The sequence below is a fragment of the Stenotrophomonas sp. PvP093 genome (assembly GCF_017876915.1).
Classification (GTDB): Bacteria; Pseudomonadota; Gammaproteobacteria; order Xanthomonadales; family Xanthomonadaceae; genus Stenotrophomonas; species Stenotrophomonas muris.
Map to the genome: position 1 here is coordinate 1,292,940 of NZ_JAGIOX010000004.1, position 16,301 is coordinate 1,309,240.

15 protein-coding genes are annotated in these 16,301 nt (G+C 67.1%); 10 read left to right on the forward strand and 5 right to left on the reverse strand.

Annotation, left to right across the window (positions count from 1 at the left end):
* Positions 1-105 precede the first annotated feature (105 nt).
* Positions 106-957 (forward strand): pirin family protein, encoded by an 852-nt coding sequence (locus J3A72_RS08470; protein WP_014648005.1) that lies wholly within the window; start codon positions 106-108, stop codon positions 955-957.
* A gap of 128 nt (positions 958-1,085) precedes the next feature.
* Here the strand turns inward: J3A72_RS08470 and J3A72_RS08475 are convergent, their stop codons facing one another.
* The 4 genes from J3A72_RS08475 to J3A72_RS08490 all read right to left on the reverse strand — a co-directional run bounded on the left by J3A72_RS08475 (position 1,086) and on the right by J3A72_RS08490 (position 6,134).
* Positions 1,086-1,544 (reverse strand): hypothetical protein, encoded by a 459-nt coding sequence (locus J3A72_RS08475; protein WP_014648004.1) that lies wholly within the window; start codon positions 1,542-1,544, stop codon positions 1,086-1,088.
* Positions 1,545-1,741: 197 nt separating this feature from the next.
* Positions 1,742-2,461, reverse strand: a complete 720-nt coding sequence (aqpZ, locus tag J3A72_RS08480; RefSeq protein ID WP_053496518.1) for an aquaporin Z — start codon at positions 2,459-2,461, stop codon at positions 1,742-1,744.
* Between the two features lie 121 nt (positions 2,462-2,582).
* On the reverse strand, positions 2,583-3,446 hold the full coding sequence (locus J3A72_RS08485) for a pirin family protein (protein WP_005410608.1): 864 nt from the start codon (positions 3,444-3,446) through the stop codon (positions 2,583-2,585).
* Between the two features lie 624 nt (positions 3,447-4,070).
* A complete protein-coding gene (locus J3A72_RS08490; protein ID WP_014648002.1) occupies positions 4,071-6,134 on the reverse strand; it encodes a 3-hydroxyacyl-CoA dehydrogenase NAD-binding domain-containing protein in 2,064 nt (687 codons plus the stop codon).
* 235 nt (positions 6,135-6,369) lie between these two features.
* Between J3A72_RS08490 and rpoE the strand changes: the two genes are divergently transcribed.
* The 9 genes from rpoE to recO all read left to right on the forward strand — a co-directional run bounded on the left by rpoE (position 6,370) and on the right by recO (position 15,030).
* On the forward strand, positions 6,370-6,990 hold the full coding sequence (rpoE, locus tag J3A72_RS08495) for an RNA polymerase sigma factor RpoE (protein WP_014038091.1): 621 nt from the start codon (positions 6,370-6,372) through the stop codon (positions 6,988-6,990).
* The gene (locus J3A72_RS08500) at positions 6,987-7,862 is read left to right on the forward strand and encodes a sigma-E factor negative regulatory protein (protein ID WP_075077155.1); all 876 of its coding nucleotides are present in this window, start codon (positions 6,987-6,989) and stop codon (positions 7,860-7,862) included. Before rpoE ends, J3A72_RS08500 begins: the two co-directional genes overlap by 4 nt.
* A 74-nt stretch (positions 7,863-7,936) precedes the next feature.
* Positions 7,937-9,469: a DegQ family serine endoprotease gene (locus J3A72_RS08505; RefSeq protein ID WP_049420101.1), complete on the forward strand. Its 1,533-nt coding sequence runs from the start codon at positions 7,937-7,939 to the stop codon at positions 9,467-9,469.
* Between the two features lie 180 nt (positions 9,470-9,649).
* The gene (lepA, locus tag J3A72_RS08510; protein WP_032958997.1) at positions 9,650-11,443 is read left to right on the forward strand and encodes a translation elongation factor 4; all 1,794 of its coding nucleotides are present in this window, start codon (positions 9,650-9,652) and stop codon (positions 11,441-11,443) included.
* A 55-nt stretch (positions 11,444-11,498) separates the two neighbouring features.
* Positions 11,499-12,293: a signal peptidase I gene (lepB, locus tag J3A72_RS08515; RefSeq protein ID WP_014038087.1), complete on the forward strand. Its 795-nt coding sequence runs from the start codon at positions 11,499-11,501 to the stop codon at positions 12,291-12,293.
* Between the two features lie 52 nt (positions 12,294-12,345).
* Positions 12,346-12,729 (forward strand): DUF4845 domain-containing protein, encoded by a 384-nt coding sequence (locus tag J3A72_RS08520; protein ID WP_014647998.1) that lies wholly within the window; start codon positions 12,346-12,348, stop codon positions 12,727-12,729.
* Positions 12,719-13,399, forward strand: a complete 681-nt coding sequence (rnc, locus tag J3A72_RS08525) for a ribonuclease III (protein WP_046431951.1) — start codon at positions 12,719-12,721, stop codon at positions 13,397-13,399. The genes J3A72_RS08520 and rnc overlap by 11 nt, the downstream gene beginning before the upstream one ends.
* Positions 13,396-14,292, forward strand: a complete 897-nt coding sequence (gene era, locus J3A72_RS08530) for a GTPase Era (RefSeq protein WP_005410599.1) — start codon at positions 13,396-13,398, stop codon at positions 14,290-14,292. The genes rnc and era overlap by 4 nt, the downstream gene beginning before the upstream one ends.
* Positions 14,293-14,310: 18 nt before the next feature.
* Entirely contained in the window at positions 14,311-15,030 is a 720-nt protein-coding gene (gene recO, locus J3A72_RS08535; protein WP_014647995.1) for a DNA repair protein RecO, read from the forward strand.
* 520 nt (positions 15,031-15,550) lie between these two features.
* Here the strand turns inward: recO and J3A72_RS08540 are convergent.
* Positions 15,551-16,279, reverse strand: coding sequence for a response regulator (locus tag J3A72_RS08540; protein ID WP_014647994.1), 729 nt, complete (start codon positions 16,277-16,279; stop codon positions 15,551-15,553).
* Positions 16,280-16,301 lie beyond the last annotated feature (22 nt).

Below are 16,301 nucleotides of genomic sequence, written 5' to 3' on the forward strand. Positions count from 1 at the left end.
ACGTGCAGCCAACATCAGGGATGGAACAATTGGTTGCGGTGCCATCCATTGGCGTACGGCCATGTGGCGTCCATCTTCAGGGGCATCCATCCCACAGGAGTCGCCATGAGCCTTCCCGAACCGGTCCGCGTGCTGCGCACCATCCGTGGCATGCCCACCTCCGACGGTGCCGGCGTGCGCCTGACCCGCGTCATCGGCGGCCCGACGCTGCCGGACCTGGACCCGTTCCTGCTGCTCGATGAATTCGGCACCGACCGGGCCGAGGACTACATCGCCGGCTTCCCGGAACACCCGCACCGCGGTTTCGAGACCGTCACCTACATGCTCGACGGACGCATGCGGCATCGCGACAACCATGGCAACGAAGGCCTGTTGACCCCGGGCAGCGTGCAGTGGATGACCGCTGGCCGCGGCCTGGTGCACTCGGAGATGCCCGAGCAGGAAAGCGGGCAGATGCGTGGATTCCAGCTGTGGGTGAACCTGCCGGCGAAGGAGAAGATGACCGAGCCGAAGTACCAGGAGTTCGCGCCCGAGCGCATTCCCGTGGTGCAGCCGGCAGCCGGCGTGGAAGTGAAGGTGATCGCCGGCTCGGTCGACGGCACCCGCGGCCCGATCGTGCAGCCGGCCACCGAGCCGCTGTATCTCGACATCACGTTGGCGCCCGACCGGGCCTGGACTTACACGCTGCCGGAAGGCCACAACGCCTTTGCCTATGTATTTGAAGGCGGACTGACGGTGGGTGAACAGGACGCCGCCCGTGATGTTGCGCGCCAGGAGCTGGCGGTGCTGGGCGGCGGCGAACAGCTGCATGTTTCGGCTGGCAGCGAAGGCGCGCGGCTGATCCTGGTGGCCGGCCGTCCGTTGCGCGAGCCGGTGATGCGGCACGGCCCGTTCGTGATGAACACGCGGCAGGAACTGATGCAGGCCTTCGTCGATTTCCAGGAAGGCAGGTTCTGAGGTAGTGCCGGCCGCCGGCCGGCACCTGCTTTTGATCAGGACCGAAGGGTTTGCCGGCCGGCGGCCGGCACTACCTGCCGATCGAGGTGCATTGCGGGGATGCTGCCAGGCAGTCATCCCCGTCACCTTCAGCGCCCGGCGGCCACGGCCGAAGGGGTCAGGCTCATGCCCTGCGCCAGCTGCTGCAGTGAGCTCAGTTCCTGCGCGCTGTCCGGATACAGCGCAATCTGCGCATAACGCCCTTTGTCGATCTTGACCACGCTGATGCGCCGTTCGGCATATCCCGGCGGTTGCTGGCCGCCCAGGTCGGGCTGGTACCAGTACAGCGATTCACCGCCGAAGCTGCCTTTTTCCTGGCGCAGCGAGCGGCTCAGCGGAATGGCGGGGTCACGCGCGCTGAGCATCAGGCTCAGTACTTCGCGGCCATCAGGGGTGCTGGCGCGGCAGACCAGGAAATCGGCCTGCACCTGCTGCTGCCACTGCAGGCCACTGCTGGCTGGCAGCGAAGGACATTCGGACGGCGCCTGCGCGGCGGCCTGGGCCGCAGCGAACAGCAGGCTCGACAAGATGACAGGCACGAACTTCATGCATCCCCCAAGGTGATGAGTTGTTTGGCTCCGCCAGCAGGGCCGGCGGCCGTGGCATCCCATCCCCGGATGCCGCCCCATCCGGCATGTGCACGGACGGTCAACTCAACCTTAACGGAACGTGAGCAATCGCACAATTCGCGGTTGCAGACGTAACCATTGCGGCCGAGGGTGGGCCGCAATGGGAGCCGCGTGGATCAGCGGTCGCTGCCGATCCACTTGTAGATCAGGCCGCCGATCGCGCCGCCCAGCAGGGGAGCGACCCAGAACAGCCACAGCTGGCTGACTGCGCCGCTGCCGGCAAAGAAGGCCACGGCGGTGGAGCGGGCCGGGTTCACCGAGGTGTTGGTGACCGGAATGCTGATCAGGTGGATCAGGGTCAGCGACAGGCCGATCGCCAGCGGGGCGAAACCGGCCGGTGCCTTGCCGTGGGTGGAACCCATGATCACGATCAGGAACACCGCCGTCAGCACCACTTCGCACAGGAAGGCGGCTGCCACGCTGTAGCCGCCGGGCGACAGCGCGCCATAGCCATTGCTGGCGAACGCACCCGCCTGGCTGCCATCGATGGCGAAGCCACTGGCGCCGGAGGCGATCTGCAGCAGGATGAAGCCGGCCAGCAGGCCGCCGGCAACCTGGGCGATGATGTAGGGCACCAGATCCCTGGTCGGGAAACGACCACCGGCCCACAGCCCGACGCTGACTGCCGGGTTGAAGTGCGCGCCGGAGATATGGCCGAACGCATAGGCGCCGGTCACCACGGTCAGGCCGAAGGCCAGCGCCACGCCGAGGAAACCGATACCCAGCGGATTGCCGTCGCCACCGAACTTGGCGGCCAGCACCGCACTGCCACAGCCACCCAGAACCAGCCAGAACGTGCCGAGGAACTCGGCGGACAAGCGTTTACCCATGCTCATGTGTTGCACTCCTTTGACGGTCGAAAGTGTGATTTATGTCACATTTCAATGATCAGCGGGTGACTGTAGCGTCAACGCCGGGTGCAGGGATACACCTTCAGATGTGTGCAACACGCGATGTTCAGTACTGCGGAAGTGGGATGAATTCCTTGTCGTCGCCCGGAATGGTGCCGAAGCGGCCGGCTTCCCAGTCGTGCTTGGCCTGCTCGATGCGCTCCTTCGAGCTCGACACGAAGTTCCACCACAGGTGGCGCGGGCCATCCAGCGGCTCGCCACCGAACAGCATCGCCTTCACCGGCGTCTTCGCGCGCAGGCGGCCGCGTGCACCGGCTTCGGGGATCACCAGGTGCTGCGCGGGAATATCCACGCCATCCAGCTGCGCGTCGCCCTCGAGGATGTACAACGCGCGCTCGCGGTGGCCGTCGTCGATATCGATTTCCGCATCGGGGTCGAGATCGATTGCCACGTTGAGGGTGTCGGCGAACACCTTCACCGGCGATTCCTCGCCGTACGCACGGCCGGCGATCACCCGCAGCCACGCGCCGTTGCGACGCTGCTCGGGCAGGGTGGCAGCGGCATGGTGGTAGAACGCCGGCTCGATTTCCTCGTGCGACTTCGGCAGCGCGACCCAGGTCTGCATGCCGTGGATCGGGTTGTCATGGTCGCGGTCCGGCTGCGGCGTGCGCTCGGAATGGGCGATACCGCGGCCGGCGGTCATCCAGTTGACGTCACCGGGACGGATCACCTGATCCGAACCCAGCGTGTCGCGGTGGCCGATCGCGCCCGACCACAGGTAGGTGACGGTGGCCAGGCCGATATGCGGATGCGGGCGCACGTCGATGGCGGTGCCGGGGTGCATGAGTGCCGGGCCCATCTGGTCGACGAACACGAACGAGCCGATGCTGCGCGCCTGCAGGGTGGGGACGGCGCGACGGACTTCGAGGCCGCCGATGTCGTGCACGCGCGGGGCGATGATGGTGGTCATGCGGGCGTTCTCGCTGGCAGGGATCAGGTGGTGAGCATCGCATGCAGCTGTGACGGGCACATGCCCCGTATGGGTAACAGGGTGTTCCAGCCAACGGCGCAGCCCCTCGTGGCTGTGGGGTTGGTTGCGTAAAGCAAAAGCCGCGCTTGGCCGGGCGGGGTGGGTTCGCGGGGGACGCCGTGAATCCGTCCCTGGAGGCTTGGCCGCGGCATCCATGCCGCGGACACCCCCGCGGACCCACCCCGCCCGGCCTCTGACAGTTTCCGTGTGCGTCCAGCCACGGAGAAGAAAAAAGAAAATCAAAATCAAACGCCGGTCGCTTCGCTCCTGGTGACGAGCAAGGTCGACACCCATCAGTTTGTAGTGATCCACACCGATATCGAGATTCACCGACCGTTACCGGGAAACTGTCAGGGGTGGGGCGGTGTGGGCAGGCAGGACCGTTGGGGTCATGGACGGCGCCATCGAGCCCCCATGGACGGGTTTACGGCGTGTCCTGCCTGCCCACACCGCCCCGCCCAACAAATGGAAAAGCCAGAGCCGGCTGTTGCTCCGGCTCTGGCTTCTGCTGTGGAACTTGACGTTGCCTCTGCGGGTGCCGGGCCGCAGGCCCGGCCGATAAACTCAGACCACCGGTTCGCGCAGGACGGGGTTGTCCCAGCCGGGGCGCGGCGCGAAACGGTCGCCATGGCGCTGCTGCAGCGCCTTCAACCGCTCGACGATCGCATCGGCACCGACCGCACGGATGTGCTGGATCGGACCGCCGCGGAACGGTGCGAAACCGGTGCCGAAGATCACGCCGGCATCCAGCAGGTCCGCGTCGGCCACCACGCCCTCGTGCAGGCAGGCCACCGCCTCGTTCAACAGCGGCAGGATCAGGCGGTCCTCCAGATCGGCCGGGGCCTGGTAGTCGCTGGCCACGTCCGGCTTCTTCGGCTTGCCGTTCTCCCAGGTGTAGATGCCCTGGCCATCCTTCTTGCCGCGCTTGTCCGGTTCCACCGTCTGCAGTGCGGCCGGGATCTGCAGGCCCAGGAACGGCGCCAGTTCGCGGCCGACGCCGGCGGCCACGTCCAGGCCGACGGTATCGATCAGTTCGATCGGGCCCATCGGCATGCCGAACTTCACCGCGGCCTTGTCGATCACCGGGCCCGGAATGCCCTCGGCATACGCGGTGGCCGCTTCCAGCATGTACGGGAACAGCACGCGGTTGACCAGGAAGCCCGGGCTGCCGGCCACCGGCACCGGGAACTTGCCCAGCGCCTTGCAGAACGCGGCCAGGCGGCGCTCGGTCTCCGGCGCCATGCCGTCGTGATGGATGATCTCCACCAACGGCATCTGCGCCACCGGGTTGAAGTAGTGCAGGCCCGCGAACTGCGCAGGGCGCTGGATGTGGTCGCGCAGTTCCACCAGCGGAATCGACGAGGTGTTGGTGGTCAGCAGGGCGTCCTGCTTCATCTTCGGCTCAAGCGTCTGGTACAGCGCACGCTTGGCTTCGGGGTTCTCGATGATTGCCTCGATCACCAGGTCGGCCTCGGCCACGCCGTTGCCTTCCAGGTCGGCACGCAGGCGCGCGGCCACGGCCGGGCGCTTGCTCTCGTCGCGCACCTTCTTGGCGAACAGCGCCTGCGCGCGTTCCATGGCCGGGTCGATGAAGCGCTGCTCGCGGTCCTGCAGGGTCACCTCGAAGCCCTTGTAGGCGGCCCATGCGGCGATGTCGCCGCCCATCACGCCGGCGCCGACCACGTGCACGTGGCGGATGCCGGAATCACCGCCACCGAGGCCCTTCAGGCGCTCGGTCAGGAAGAAGATACGGATCAGGTTGCGCGCGGTCGGAGTACTGGCCAGCTTCACCACGGCACGCCGCTCGGCGTCCAGGCGGGCCTGGATCGGCTTGCCGCCACTGCGCTGCCAGGTGCTGATCAGTGCGTACGGCGCCGGGTACTGGTCCTTCTTCGCCTTGCGGGCGACCTGCTTGACCATCTGCGGTGCCAGCAGCGTGCGTGCCAGCCAGGTGTTGGTGGCCCAGGCCGTGGCGCGCTGCTTGAACGGGCGGGTGGTGCCGGACAGCGCCAGTGCAACGGCCGTGTCGAGCACCACCGCCGGTGCCACCACCTTGTCGACCAGGCCGATGCCACGCGCGGCCGAGGCCGACAGGGTGCGGCCGGTCAGCATCATGTCCATCGCTGCCGGGGCGCCTACCAGTTGCGGCAGGCGGGCGCTGCCACCCCACCCCGGGAAGATGCCCAGCTGGGTCTCCGGCAGGCCGATGCGGGTGCTGCTGTCATTGGAGGCCACGCGATAGCGGCAGGCCAGGGCAAGCTCGGTGCCACCGCCGAGGCAATGGCCGTGGATGGCCGCTACGGTCGGGCAGGGCAGCTCGGCCAGCTTCTGGTAGGTGGCCTGGCCACGCCGGATCGCGTCGTTGACGGTGCCGCGACGGTCGAATTCCTGGAACTCCTTCAGGTCGGCACCGGCAATGAAGCCGGCCTTCTTCAGCGACTGGATGACTACGCCCTTGGGCGGGTCCAGGGCAATGCGCTCAAGCAGGTCGCCCAGTTCCAGCAGCACGTCCTGCGACATCGCATTGACGCTGCTGTCCTGGCGATCCAGGGAGAGAACCACCACGCCGTCGTCGCGGATCTCGGGGTGCCAGTGGCTGAAGCGGAGACCATCGAAGCCTGAGAGCATGGACGTTCCATCCGGTTGTGTATGGAGAAGCGGCTATGATCCAGAGGTTGTTTCCCCCGCGTCAAATCCCAATAGCAGGGGAGTGGCGCCCCCGGATCCATGGCCGTGGATCGGGACGCTAACCGAATGGTGGTTAAAAGCTGGTGCGGCGCCAGGTGATCGGCGACTGAACTTTTCCCGGGATTGGCAGTCTCATTGCCCGACGTCGGTTGGGCTGACAGGAGTGCGGCCCCTCATGGCCGATGTTGATACACCTCAGGAGCTGGATCTGGAGCTGGTCCGGCGCGTGCAGCACGGCGAGAGTGCCGCGTTCGATGTCCTGGTGCGCAAGTACCAGCATCGGGTCGTGGCCCTGGTCGGTCGCTACATCGCCGACTGGAGCGAATGTCAGGACGTCGCCCAGGACACTTTCATCCGTGCCTACCGCGCGATCGGGAGTTTCCGTGGCGATGCCCAGTTCTCAACCTGGTTGCATCGAATCGCCGTGAATACCGCCAAAAACTACCTGGCTTCACACAATCGTCGTCCGCCGACCGATGACATCGACATCGGTGACGCCGAGCAGTTCGACAGCGGTACCCGCCTGCGGGACACCGACACGCCCGAGCGCGAGTTGATGCGCCAGGAGCTGGAACAGACGGTCATGAAGGCCGTCAACGCGCTGCCGGAGGAACTCCGGTCGGCGATCACCCTGCGCGAGGTGGAAGGCCTGAGCTACGAGGATATCGCGCAGAAGATGGGGTGCCCGATCGGCACCGTGCGTTCCCGGATCTTCCGGGCGCGCGAGGCGATCGACACCGAACTCCGGCCGCTGTTGGACATCGGCAGCGCCACCCGTGAGAAGAGCCGCGTATGACCAGTAATCCGTTCAACGAATCGCAGAACCATCAATCGCCCGCCGGGCAGCGCCTGGACCAGCGCCATCGCGAGCAGCTGTCGGCCCTGGTCGATGGCGAGCTGGGTGCCGATGAAGCGCGCTTCCTGCTGCGCCGGATGGAACACGACCCCGAACTGGCCGGCTGCCAGGAGCGCTGGCAGCTGCTGGGCGACGTGATGCGCGGGCAGGCCCCGGCGTTGGCACCGGCCGGCTTCAGTGCCGCCGTTGCGGCCGCCATTGCGGCAGAGCCGACGCCGCAGGCCGAGCCGCGTCGCCAGGTGCGTCGCAGTGGCTGGCGCGCCTGGGGCGGCGGTGCTGCGCTGGCCGCATCTGTGGCCGCGGTCGCCCTGTTCATCGGCGGCGAGAAATTGAAGGAGGCGACGCCGGGTGAACCGCAGGCGCCGCAGGTGATCGCCAGCCAGGCGGAACTGGCACCGGCCGCGCCGACCCCAGTCACCGAGGCTTCGGTGGACACGGCCGCGGTGGCCGTGGCTGCTGCGCCGGCCGTAGCGATGGCCGCGGCGGGCCGCCGCCAGGACGCCCGCCGTGCCAGCGCTACGCGCAGCCAGCAGGCCGCGCGTGCCGCCCAGCGCGACGACACTTCGCAGCGCGCCATCGCCGCCGTGCAGGCACCGTTGACCCCGACCGTGCCGGCCAACGCCAACCGCAACCTGCCGTTCGGCGAGGTCAGCGGGCTGCAGGCCCGGCCATGGCCGCGCTCCAGCCTGGCGCCCGCCGCTGGCGGCGCGCTCAATGCCAGCTTCCCGTCCCACGCCGGTAGTGCCGCGTTCTATCCGTTCGAGCCGCGCCTGCAGGATGACCTGCCGGTGCCGCCGCGCCCGCGCGACTGAGCCGGGCGCCTTCACGCCCCGCCGTCGGCGGGGCCCGTATTCCTCTTTCCACCCGACCCGGAGGTTGCCGTCCGATGACTCCCCGACTCCGCACGCAGGCCATTGGCCTGCTGGCCCTGACCCTTCCCCTGGTGGCCTGCGCACAGGCGCCGGCGCCCGTCGCGCAGACCCAGCCCGTGCCAGCCGCTGCCGCGCGGGCACCGGCGCAGCCGCTGGTCAGTGGCCTGCCCGACTTCACCAACCTGGTCGAACAGGTCGGCCCGGGCGTGGTCAACGTCGATACCACCATCGTCCGCAACAACCGCCAGGCCGCGCGCGGCCCGATGGGCGACGATGACATGCCAGAGTTCTTCCGCCGCTTCTTTGGTCCCGACTTCCCGATGCCGGGGCAGGGGCCGGGTGGGCCAGACGGTGGCCCCAGCATCAAGGGCCGTGGCATGGGTTCGGGCTTCATCATCTCGCCCGATGGCTATGTGCTGACCAATTACCACGTGGTGGCCGACGCCAGTGACGTGAAGGTCAAGCTGGGCGACAGCCGTGAGTTCACCGCCAAGGTGGTGGGCAGCGACCAGCAGTACGACGTCGCCCTGCTGAAGATCGACGGGAAGAACCTGCCAACCGTGCGCGTGGGTGACTCCAACAGCCTGAAGCCGGGGCAGTGGGTTGTCGCGATCGGCTCGCCGTTCGGCCTCGACCATTCTGTCACCGCCGGCGTGGTCAGCGCCGTCGGCCGCAGTACGGGCGGCCCCGACCAGCGCTATGTGCCGTTCATCCAGACCGACGTGGCGATCAACCAGGGCAATTCCGGTGGCCCTCTTCTGAACACCCGCGGCGAAGTGGTCGGCATCAACTCGCAGATCTTCTCCGCGTCCGGCGGCTACATGGGCATCAGCTTCGCGATCCCGATCGACCTGGCGATGAGCGCGGTCGAGCAGATCAAGAAGAGCGGCAAGGTCACCCGCGGCCAGCTCGGCGCGGTCGTGGAGCCGATCGATTCGCTGAAGGCGCAGGGCCTGGGCCTGCCGGACAGCCGTGGCGCCCTGGTCAACCAGATCGTGGCCGGCAGTGCGGCCGCCAAGGCCGGCGTGCAGGTGGGCGACGTCATCCGCTCGGTCAACGGCAGCCCGGTCAACAGCTGGTCCGACCTGCCGCCGCTGATCGGTGCGATGGCGCCGGGCAGCAAGGTGAACCTGGTGGTGTACCGCGACGGCAAGCCGCATGACCTCAGTGCCACGTTGACCGCGCTGAGTGAAGACGGGCAGGCCAGTGCCCGCGGGCCGTCGGCCGGCGGTGCCGAGGCGGCGCCGCAGACCGGGGCCAATGCCCTGCTGGGGCTGGACGTGAGCGACCTGAGCGCGGCTCAGCGCAAGCAGTTCGGGCTCAACGGCAACGAAGGCGTGCGCATCACCGGGGTCAAGGGCCAGGCGGCGCGTGATGCTGGCCTGTCGCCGGGCATGGTGATCCTGCAGGTCGGCCGCGTCGCGGTCGGCAGTGTGGATGCCCTGAACCGGGCGCTGTCCAGCTTCAAGAAGGACGACGTGGTCATGCTGCTGGTCCGCACGGCCAACGGCAACAGCGCCTTCGTGGCGGTCAAGGCCGGCCAGTAGGGCCTGCCGGGGCCGCTCCGGCGGCCCCTGGGCCTCCCCCGAAGCCCCGCCCCGGCGGGGCTTCGGTCGTTCCGGGCCGGTGCCCGGCAGCCGGTTTTCGCGGCCGGGCGCTGGGCGTGCGATAATCGACCGTTACCCTGACGACGCCGCGCGCCGCCGCCACCTATGTCTTCTGATTCGATGCGGAACATCCGCAACTTCTCCATCATCGCCCATGTCGACCACGGCAAGTCCACGCTGGCCGACCGCATCATCCAGCTCTGCGGTGGCCTGCAGGCCCGCGAGATGGAAGCGCAGGTGCTCGATTCCAATCCGATCGAGCGCGAGCGTGGCATCACGATCAAGGCGCAGTCGGTGTCACTGCCGTACCTGGCCAAGGACGGGCAGACCTACCACCTGAATTTCATCGACACCCCCGGCCACGTCGACTTCTCCTATGAAGTCAGCCGCTCGCTGGCCGCCTGCGAAGGCGCGCTGCTGGTGGTCGATGCGGCGCAGGGCGTGGAAGCCCAGTCGGTGGCCAACTGCTACACCGCCGTGGAGCAGGGCCTGGAAGTGGTGCCGGTGATCAACAAGATCGACCTGCCCACCGCCGACATCGAGCGCGCCAAGGCCGAGATCGAGGCCGTGATCGGCATCGATGCCTCCGACGCCGTGCCGGTCAGTGCCAAGACCGGCCTCAACGTGCAGGACGTGCTGGAAGCGATCGTGCACCGCATTCCGCCGCCGGCGCCGCGCGACACCGACAAGCTGCAGGCGCTGATCATCGACTCGTGGTTCGACAACTACCTCGGCGTGGTGTCGCTGGTGCGCGTGATGCAGGGCGAGATCAAGGCCGGTGACAAGCTGCAGGTGATGTCGACCGGCCGCAACCACCAGGTCGACAACGTCGGCGTGTTCACGCCGAAGCGCAAGGTGCTGCCGGCGCTGCGTGCCGGTGAAGTGGGCTGGGTCACCGCCAGCATCAAGGACGTGCATGGCGCGCCGGTTGGCGACACCCTCACCCTGGCCGGCGACCCGGCGCCGAAGCCGCTGCCGGGCTTCCAGGAAATGCAGCCGCGCGTGTTCGCCGGCCTGTTCCCGGTCGATGCCGAAGACTACCCGGACCTGCGCGAAGCGCTGGACAAGCTGCGCCTGAACGATGCCGCGCTGCGTTTCGAGCCGGAAAGCTCCGAGGCGATGGGCTTCGGCTTCCGCTGCGGCTTCCTGGGCATGCTGCACATGGAAATCGTGCAGGAGCGCCTGGAGCGCGAATACAACCTGGACCTGATCAGCACCGCGCCGACGGTGGTGTATGAGGTCCTGAAGACCGATGGCTCGATCATCAACATGGACAACCCGGCCAAGCTGCCGGCGGTGAACCAGGTCGAGGAAATCCGCGAACCGATCATCCGCGCCAACGTGCTCACCCCCGAGGAGTACATCGGCAACATCATCAAGCTGTGCGAAGAAAAGCGCGGCAGCCAGATCGGCATCAACTACCTGGGCAGCCAGGTGCAGATCAGCTACGAGCTGCCGATGGCCGAGGTGGTGCTGGACTTCTTCGACAAGCTGAAGTCGGTCAGCCGCGGCTACGCCTCGCTCGATTACCACTTCGTGCGCTTCGACGCAGGCCCGTTCGTGCGCGTGGACGTGCTGATCAACGGTGACAAGGTCGATGCGCTGTCGTTGATCGTGCACCGCAGCCACGCTGACCGACGTGGCCGCGAGCTGTGCGAGAAGATGAAGGACCTGATCCCGCGCCAGATGTTCGACGTGGCCATCCAGGCCGCCGTCGGCTCGCAGATCATCGCCCGCACCACGGTCAAGGCCATGCGCAAGAACGTGCTGGCCAAGTGCTATGGTGGCGACGTTTCGCGCAAGAAGAAGCTTCTGGAAAAGCAGAAGGAAGGCAAGAAGCGCATGAAGCAGGTCGGACGCGTGGAGATTCCGCAGGAAGCGTTCCTGGCCGTCCTGCAGATGGACAACAAGTAAGGCCCGCACCGGCCCTGCGGGGCCGGTCGTCTGGTGACGTTGCAAAGGACCCTGAATGAAACTGTTTGAGATCCTCCTGGTCGTGCTGACCCTGGCCTCGGGCCTGATCCTGCTCGCGGACAAGCTGTACCTCGCCAAGCGTCGCGCCCAGCGCGCGGGCCTGCTCGACTCCGAGCCGGTGCTGGTGGATTACTCGCGTGCGTTCTTCCCGGTGCTGGCGATCGTGCTGATCGTGCGCAGTTTCATCGCCGAGCCGTACAAGATCCCGTCCAGCTCGATGATGCCGAACCTGCTGATCGGCGACTTCATCCTGGTCAACAAGTTCTCCTACGGCCTGCGCCTGCCGATCAGCAACACCAAGATCGTGCCGTTCGGCGAGCCGTCGCGCGGCGACGTGGTGGTGTTCCACTTCCCCGGCCACAGCGACAACGATCCGGCCAAGGGTGAGAACTTCATCAAGCGCGTCATCGGCGTGCCGGGCGACACCGTGGTCTTCGAAGGCGACGGCGTGATCCTCAACGGCGAACCGCTGAAGTACGACAACAAGGGCATCTATGCAGGCCACAAGGGCCAGGGCGAGGGTGCCAACCTGCTGGTCGAACACCTGCCGGGTCGAACCCACACCGTGCTGGAGACCGACTATCCGCGTGGCCAGGGCCAGTGGACCGTGCCGGCCGGCAAGTACCTGGTGATGGGCGACAACCGTGACAACAGCGACGATGGCCGTTTCTGGGGCCTGCTGCCGGAGGAAAACCTGCGCGGCAAGGCCTTCCTGATCTGGCTGAACTGCCAGGGCTGGTTCTGCAAGGATGGCTTCGAGCCGTCGCGGATCGGCTCGAGCATCAACTGATCGGGCATCAACCGAGTATTTTCACATCCAACGCGTATCTGGGGAGAACGCAATGAAGACGATGAACACGCAGCGTGGCATGACCCTGACCTCGTTCCTGGCGGTCCTGATCGTGGTCGGTTTCTTCCTTTACATCGGCATGAAGCTGTTCCCGATGTACCAGGAGTATTACGCGGTGCGCTCGGCGATGAAGAGCCTGGCCAACGAGCCGGGTGTGGGCAGCATGGAACCGGCCCGGATCCAGGATCTGTTCTTCAAGCGGCTGTACATCAACTACTCGGAAAACGTGAAGCCGGCCAACGTGAAGTTCGACCGCCGCGACAATGGCTGGACCCTCAAGGTCAACTACGAAGTGCGCCGTCCGCTGGTCGGCAACCTGGACGTGGTTGGCAAATTCGATTCATCCCAGGACCTGACCCGAAGCGGTGCCGAATAAACCTTTCCAACGTGGTGACCTGATCGGTCATCCCTTCCGCGACCCGGCGCTGCTGAAGCAGGCGCTGACGCATCGCAGTGCCGGTGCGCCACACAACGAGCGCCTGGAGTTCCTGGGCGACAGCATCGTCAACATGATGGCGGCCGAGGCGTTGTACCAGCGCTGGCCCAAGGCTGACGAAGGCGCGATGACCCGTGCCCGCGCCGAGCTGGTGCGTGAAGGCGCGCTGGCGGTGATCGGGCGCACCCTGGAACTGGGCGATCGACTGATCCTGGGTCCGGGAGAAATGAAGTCCGGCGGCCACCGTCGTGATTCGATCCTGGCCGACGCGGTGGAAGCCGTGGTGGCTGCGATCTACCTGGATGCCGGCTTCGAGGCCTGCCGGGCGGTGGTACTGCCCTGGTTCAGCGCTTCGATCGAGGCACTGCCGGCCTCCGGCCGGCCCGAGAAGGACCCCAAGACCCGCCTGCAGGAATGGCTGCAGGCCCGACAGAAGGCGTTGCCGCAGTATGAACTGGTGTCAGAATCCGGTGACGACCACGCCAAGCACTTCCGGGTACGCTGCAACGTAGCCGACCCGGCCGCCAGCACCGAGGGCGAAGGCGCCTCGCGGCGGCTTGCCGAACAACAGGCGGCTGCGGCCGTCCTAGAACAACTGGATTCCAAGTGAGCGAACAAACTCCCCATCATTGCGGCAGCGTGGCCGTCATCGGCCGCCCGAACGTGGGCAAGTCGACCCTGACCAATGCCCTGGTCGGCGCCAAGGTCAGCATCGTCTCCAACCGTCCGCAGACCACGCGCCATCGCCTGCTGGGCATCGCCACCTATCCGGAAGGCCAGCTGGTCCTGGTCGACACCCCCGGCCTGCACAAGGTGCAGAAGCGGGCGATGAACCGGGTGATGAACCGCGCCGCGCGTGGCTCGCTGGAAGGCGTCGATGCCGGCCTGCTGGTGATCGAAGCCGGTCGCTGGGATGAAGAGGACAGCCTGGCGTTCAACGTGCTGCGCGACGCCGGCATCCCGGTGGTGCTGGTGGTCAACAAGATCGATCGCCTGAAGGAAAAGGGCGCGCTGCTGCCGTTCCTGCAGCAGGTGACCGAAGGTCGTGATTTCGCCGCCGTGCACCCGATCTCGGCGCAGAAGCGCAACGGCCTGGAAGCACTGGTGCGCGACGTGCTGAAGCTGCTGCCGGAAGCCCCGCCGATGTTCGGCGAGGACGAGATCACCGATCGCAGCCAGCGTTTCCTGGCCGGTGAACTGGTGCGCGAGCAGTTGATGCGCCAGCTCGGCGAGGAACTGCCGTACGCAACCACCGTCGAGATCGAGCGCTTCACCGAGGATGGCAACCTGCTGCGCATCGGTGCGGTGATCTGGGTCGAGCGCGAGGGGCAGAAGGCCATCGTGATCGGCAAGGGCGGCGCCCGCCTGAAGGAGATCGGCGCCAAGTCCCGCCTGCAGATGGAGCGTCTGTTCGGGGCCAAGGTGTTCCTGGAAACCTGGGTGCGCGTGCGTGAAGGCTGGTCCGACGACGAGGCCGCGCTGAAGGCCTTCGGCTACGAATAAGCCGCGACGGTCGCTTCGATGATGATCGAGGACGACACCGGCTTCGTGCTGCACGCACGGGCCTACCGCGAGACCAGCCTGCTGGTCGAAGTGTTGAGCGCGCAGCATGGCCGTATCGGCCTGCTGGCGCGTGGCGTGTCCACCGCCAAGGGCCAGGTGCTGCGCGCCGCCCTGCAGCCGTTGCAGTGGATCCGCTTCAGTGCCCAGCAGCGGGGTGAACTGGCCCAGCTGCGGGGTGCCGAGGCGCTGGATGCCGCGCCACGCCTGGTCGGCCAGGCGATGTTGGCCGGCTTCTACCTGAGTGAACTGACCCTGCGCCTGGCCCCGCGCCAGGACCCGCTGCCGGAGCTGTACCTTGCCTACGGTGAGGCACGCGCGCGGCTGGCGGTCGGTGCCGGCCTGGCCTGGACCCTGCGCCGTTTCGAGCGCGAACTGCTGTCCGCGCTGGGCCTGGGTTTCGAGCTGGACAGTGCCAGTGATGGCCAGCCGATCGACCCGGCGGCGCGCTACGAGCTGGACCCGCAGGAAGGGGCGCAGCGCCTGCTGAGCGAGCGTGGCGGGGAGCGCCGGGCGGCGGCCACTGGCTCGGCGCTGCTGGCCCTTGCGGCCGACGAAGAACCGGATGCCGCCGATCTGGCCAGCCTGCGCCTGCCGATGCGGCGGGTGCTGGCCCATCACCTGGGCGCGCGCGGGCTGAAGTCCTGGGAAATGCTCGAGCAGCTTGCGCCGCGCAGGTAGGGGGGGGGGCGGCAGGGCTTGCAGCCCTGCACCTGCGGAATCAACGTCAACGGCAAAAGCTGGCTATCCGTGGGTAGGCGGGGTGGGTCCGGTTGCGGGAGACGCCGTAAACCCGTCCCTGGGGGCTTGGCCGCGGCATCCATGCCGCGGACACTCCCGCAACCGGACCCACCCCGCCTTCGACAGTGTTCCGCGAACTGTCGGAACGGCGTGGGGTCGGATCCGTTTTCCGCAGGAAAACGGATCCGACCCCAGATTGATTTCGATATCTGACAGAAATTCATCCACGCATGGCGTGGATCTACCCGATCGCGGAAAACTGTAAGAGGTGGGGCGGTATCGGAGGGCGGGGTGTCAGCCGCATGGATGCGGCTGCCAAGCCCCCAAGGACGGGTTTACGGCGTCCCCGCCCTCCGATACCGCACCGCCAACCCACGGAATGCATGCCGTTGCTGTTGCTGTTGCCTTGGCTTGGCTTGAAGCCTCTGCGGGTGCAGGGCGCAGCCTTGCCGAAAAACCCTCAATGCAGCAGGGCAGCTACCGCGGCGCGGAACCCGTCCTGGGCCTGCCCGGACTCGGGTGCATGATGCAGCTGGCGCACCGCCCGGCCCAACCGTGCCGCCCCCACGAAGCCACAGCTCGCCTGCAACCGGTGCAGCTGGCTGCGCAGCTGGCGCTCGTCGTGCTGGTCCACCGCCTGCTCGACCGCGTCGCGCACACCGGGCAACTCGGCCAGGAACAGCTCGCGCAGTGCGATCAGGTGGTTGCGCTGGCCATTGAGCGCGGCCAATGCCGCAGTCTCGTCCCAGTCCTGAACGGCCAGCTCGACTGCGGCCGGGGCCTGTGCCACGAAGATTCCCGCCGGGCTGTTGACCAGCGCACGGCGCACGGCCTTCAGCAGCTGGTCGCGGCCCAGCGGCTTGACCAGGGTGTCGCTGAAACCGGCTTCGCGCAGGCGGGCGTGGATGGAGGTATCGCCGTCGGCCGTATGTGCCAGCGCCGGTGTGTCGGGATGTGAGCGGCGTAGCTCACGCAGCAGTTGCGCGCCATTGCCATCCGGCAGGTTGACGTCGATCAGCCACAGATCATGCGCGCCGGGTTCGGCACTGGCCAGGGCACTGGCCAGCGAATCTGCGGTATCCACATCCGCCGGTAACGTTTCCAACGCCGCCTTGAAAAAACCGCGGCTGATGATGTCGTCCTCGACAAGCAGGAAGCGGGGCCGTGCGGCCCGCGGGGTCATCTGCATCAGGGCTGCCTCCATGTCAGCT